Below are 5,033 nucleotides of genomic sequence, written 5' to 3'. Positions count from 1 at the left end.
GAAAAAACCAATGCCTCACGCAAAAGCGCAACTTCAAAGCGTCGACCTCGGCTCGGGCTCAGCAGAATGGGGTCGCCCCTCCAACAATCACGTCACAAAAAAGAAGCATCTTGCCGGACGTTGAGCTATTGATGTTGTTGCAACACTTCAGCATCAAGCCACACGCGCGAAGTCGCCCCGTTTGCAGTGGCTGCTCAAAGGGTCGCGATGGTGCCTGCGAAAGGGGAGTGGCAAGCCAGTTTGCAATCGCCTGTGTCGCTGCTTACAAATCGCCAGCGTCGAAGACTTCTTTGTTATTTCGGCTGCCGATCGCGTGCCGGACTTCTTCATTGAGCGAATCGGTGGTGAATCGAACCGATCCGTCGCACATCAACAAATGGGTGCCGCCGGGATGGTAGCTCCCCAGCGACATTTGCAAGTCATCCTTGGAAACGTCTCTGAGGTTGAAGCCCTGGCGGAGCGAGCAAAGTGCTTCGGAAAAATCCTGACCGTTCTGGGTGTCGAAGTCTGGGTGATAGAGCATGAAGTGATCGCAGACTCCACATTCGTTGATATCGATGTACTTTGTCTCACCGACCATCACGGTATTGCTGAGCCCATCCAGAATGCCCGCGAATCGGATCGGTTTGCGATCGGGTTGATTGTCGCAGACATCTCCAGAGGATTGGATGTGGCAGAAGTCAGTGGCCAGGAAGACTCCATTGCCTCGGTCGAATCCCGTCGTTCCGGAGAACGAATGGTGATTCCAGTTGACATCACTGCCACCGTTGCCCAAGTAGGAATTGAGCACACGACCGCTGATTCCATCGAATGACTGGCCCAGTGCGGTGGGGCCATGCTGCGACGGGCACCGAAACACCATCACGGGCGCCGTCGCGAGTTGCCTGAACCGGACACTTTCGGGTTGTCCGCCCGTGGGGCCGCCCGGTTCACCATAGGGAACGATCTCAGCGAGCTGACGCTGTTCGAGGAAGGCGAGGATATCCGTCGTCCAACTGGGGCCCCAACCGCCTTTTGCGCCCCATGGCAACGTGCGATAGGCGGACTCGTAGTTGTGCAGCGCCAAACCGATGTTCTTCAGATTGTTGGTGCACTGAAGCTTGCGAGCGGCTTCTCGGGCCGCCTGGACTGCCGGCAGAAGTAAACCGACCAGGATCGCAATGATCGCGATCACGACCAGCAACTCCACCAGGGTGAATGCCCCTCGGGCCGCTCGATCACGACGCGCCTTCCCTCGGCAATCATTTTGAAGACACGCGAACGATCGGTTCAGGTGTCTGGCGGGGAAGGGGGCAGGGCGGGGCATGTCGACATTTTCGCTGAAACCCCCTGCCGGGAAAAGGATGAATTATCAAAAAAAACGGCGAGCTGGTTTCCCAACTCGCCGTTTTCGATTGATTATCAGACGTTTCTGATCGCCCGTTTACCGCAGACGACCCGATTTCTCGTTCTCCAAATCACCCTCGTGAGGCCGAGATCGCGGATCGACGATGCAGCGGCGTGCGTCACATCAACGCAGTGGCAAGGAGAACTCGTTGCCACCTGGTCCGCTGCGACGACTGATGCGTTCGTTGCGAGCGTTCATGTAATGCGTCGCTTCTTCCGCGACCAGGATGGTGTCGCCACTGCGAACCTCGGTGCGGAAGCGATGGTGTCCGCCTTCGGCTGCCTTGGCGACGATGGTCATACGGACTTCTTCGCCAGCATCGATACGAGCAATCGGATTGATCAACACCTGACCAGTGATGACTTTTCCGTCGTTGCCGAGCAATTGTTGAGGTTCAATGCCGTGGCTGAACTGAGCGATGGCACGCACGTCGGTTGCTGGCTTGCTGCCTCGGTTGTGGATGACGATCTGATACGAAACGTCTTGTCCGACCGGTGCAGGTGCGGACGGGTCTTCGATCGACAGAACCAAGTCAGCGATGGCTTCCACGTTGGTGGTCAATGCGACGCCGGTTTGACCAGCAGCGCTGCCTTTGCAGTTGAACGTGAATTCATGTTGTCCGGTCGAGCCCAGTCGGCATTGGAATTGATAGTTGCGACGGGCACCTGGGGTTAGCGAAGCAATCTTCCAACGCAGTTGATTGTCGATCAACGAAGCACCTTCCATTCCTCCGACGTAGGTCACGCCCATTGGCAGTGTCAGCGTTGCCAACACATCGTCGCTGGCGGTGGTGCCGTGGTTGGTCAGTTCCAGTTGGTACATCGCATCCGTGTTCTGATACTTGAGTTCTGGACCTGTCAAAACAGCTTCCAGGTCAGCAGCCAAAACGCGAACGTTCTTGTCAGCTTCGGCTTTCAATTCCAAGTCACCAACGGCCAAGCCGTGGATCTTCAAGTCACCCAAGTCTTGAGCGGTCAGTTCAACTTCGAATTGAGCTTCTTTGCCCGAAGGGATGTCGCCGATGCGTTGGCTTTGCGGCGTGCTGGATTCTGGTGACAAAGTGAACACGACATTGGGTGCCACACCATCACCTGGGTTCAAGACGCGAATCGTGTAGGTCTTGGATTGACCGTAGATGACTTCATCTGGGCCGTCGATCGTCAGAGCCAGTTCGGGTTCTTGAACTTCGACTTGCATGCGTTCCTTTTGAGGAGCGATGGTCCAGTCCACGTCCAAATCGTGAGTCCCACTCCGAGCGGCTTTTAGGCGAACCAGCATTCGCTCGGATTGGCCCGCGTCGAGGTGATCGATCCGCCAATTGAGTTGGCGTACGCCATTTTCAGTGGTTCCGGCGACGTCGCCTCGAGTGGCTTGCTGTCCAACGACGTCAGCCCAATCGGGGATGTGTGCACGGACAACCAAGCCTTCTGCATCGATGTTGCCACGATTTTCAACGCGAATCTCATAGGGATGCGTCTGACGGATCATGACCTTCTTGGGGCCTGCGGTGACAACGCGAATGCCAGGCAATTCGCTAGCACTGCTGTTAGACGTCATTTCCTGGGCAGGTTCGGCAGCAGGAGTTTGCGCTGTTCCCCGCATTGTGTTGGGGTAGTTGCTGTTTGGTGCGGTGGTGTAGGCAGGCCCAGCAACTGGGCGAGCAGGAACCGAAGTCGGGGCTTGGTAGCGATCGCGTGGTTGGAATTGGTCATGTGAAACGCCGTTGGAGTTGTGCCAAGCCGTTTGTGGTTGACCGAGAGTTGACTCGGCGGGTTGCTCGGGGGCACCGACTGGCAAGCGATCACTGATGGGATGCAACGCGATGTTGTTCGAACCATTGGCCGACAGCGAACCGGATGGTCGACTGTCAGCTCGGCCACCACCAAATGTCTGCATCTTGGTAGGTGCTTCGTTTGCGTGTGATTGAGCTTCGCCCCGCGAGTTGGCCGCGACAAAGGAATCGTTGCTTGGTGCTGGTGCCGCCGGAGCTTGGCGAGCTTCACCCAAAGTGATGGTCGTCGATGCCGTCTTGGCTGGCGAAGCCACGGGAGCTGGGGCAGTCGGTGCAGGAGCCGGCGCCGGTGTCATGGCGACACTTTTGGGCGGAATCAATTGGCTGATTCGCTTCGGTGCCGACGCGGGAGCTGGAGCAGGTTTTGCCTTCGGTTGGCTTCGAGCGATGGTCTCGGTCGGCTTGGCGGGAGCCTTCGCTGGGGCTGCGATAGGTTCAGTCGGTGCCGCGGGAACTGGCTTGCTGGCCGGTTCTTGCTTGGCGACGGTCTTGGGTGCAGGAGCCGGTTTTGAGGCGACTTTGGGTGCCTCCGTTGCGGCGGGGGCAGCGGGCTTTGCTTCTGCCTTGGGCTGCGACTTGGGGGCCGCTTTCGCGATGTCGACCGAAGGTGTTTTGGCTGGAACGGGTTTGGGTTCCGTTTTAGCAACCACGGTTGGTTTGCGTCGCCGGGATGACTCCGTCGACGACAACTCTTCCATGGTCGGTTCTGACTCGACCTTGATGATTCTTCGCGACACGCGCGGAATCAGTTCCACGGGTTCCGTTTTGACTGGAGAGATCGCGATCGGAGTGTTGCGAATGACTGGTACAGGAGTCGATTTGCTCTCAACGCGAATGGGTTTCGACGGTGAGGTGCGAGCGACCGAAGATGGCATTTTGGGTGGTTGCGGCACGCCGGAGTTCGGGGTGCGTGCCACTTGTGCTTTCTCGTTTGGGTCACGCAACGGTGCACGTCCACTGCTTGACCGTTGCGCGGTGCGGGTCGATTGACTGCGGTGGGTTGGGATCCCGCTCCAGTCAACGTCGCGATCGTTGTTGATTGGTGTGGCAGTTCGGCCGCTGTTGCTGGATGAGTTGCCGCCGAAAAGATTGCCCAGCAGGCCATTGCTGGATGAATTCGAGGAACTGGGAGAGCTCGAACGGGTTCCAAAAGCATTGAGCAACCCGCCTCGGGACGTCCCGCGTCCGCTGAGTTGTTTACCAACGACTTGCTGGATCTCAGCGCTGTCGGTGGTGTCTTGAGCGGCAACACGACTGGAATCGAAAGAGTTCCAAGGCGTGGGGCCGACATTGAATGACGTCGCAAACATCGCCGCGGCCATGAAGACCGGCAAGCGACGCCGTGGCGACACCAGTTGCGTGATGAGTTGACAAAGACCGCGCGACATTTTTGTACTCGTCTCGTGACACGAAAGGGTGATTCGATCGTGGTATCGGCAGTTCGGGTATTCCGTGCTGAGCGAATTTGCACGACGATACCGGTTTGGGCGAAATTTCGGATTGTGTCGCATATGACGACAGGCCGCTGTTTCCTCCCCCAAAGAGGCTGCGAATTTGACCGCTGCTGATCCTTTTTCCTTTTGCACAAGCGCTGGAGTTTCATGTCTCGACGCGAAAAAATCGAAGCCCTGTTGGTCGACGACCCTACTGACACGTTTTTGCGGTATTCCTTGGCGATGGAATATCGTTCAGAGGGCGATCATGAAACAAGCTTGGTGAAACTACGCGAGTTGTTCACGGACGATCCGCCCTACGTGCCTGCGTTCTTCATGGCCGCACAGCAGTTGGTCGACCTGGGACGAGTCGACGAAGCTCGCGCAATTCTGCGAGACGGCATCGAACAGGCGCGGTCGC

At 57.4% G+C, this 5,033-nt stretch carries 2 protein-coding genes and 1 pseudogene; 1 reads left to right on the top strand and 2 read right to left on the bottom strand.

Annotated features, from left to right (window positions below; translation table 11 throughout):
• Positions 1-262 precede the first annotated feature (262 nt).
• Together ACF8AM_RS09350 and ACF8AM_RS09345 are read right to left on the bottom strand one after the other, a co-directional pair.
• A pseudogene (locus ACF8AM_RS09350) lies at positions 263-1,201 on the bottom strand (DUF1559 domain-containing protein); the annotation flags it as partial.
• Positions 1,202-1,510: 309 nt separating this feature from the next.
• Complete coding sequence (locus tag ACF8AM_RS09345) at positions 1,511-4,567, bottom strand: hypothetical protein (protein WP_392555380.1); 3,057 nt, start codon at positions 4,565-4,567, stop codon at positions 1,511-1,513.
• 213 nt (positions 4,568-4,780) lie between these two features.
• Here ACF8AM_RS09345 and ACF8AM_RS09340 point away from each other — a divergent pair.
• Positions 4,781-5,033: tetratricopeptide repeat protein (locus tag ACF8AM_RS09340; protein WP_392555379.1), on the top strand; the 253-nt coding region annotated here is incomplete at its 3' end.

This window comes from Rhodopirellula sp. JB055, from assembly GCF_043100905.1.
Taxonomy (GTDB): domain Bacteria; phylum Planctomycetota; class Planctomycetia; order Pirellulales; family Pirellulaceae; genus Rhodopirellula.
The sequence above is the reverse complement of the archived record's forward strand: the minus strand, read 5'-3'. Positions and strand labels throughout refer to the sequence as shown.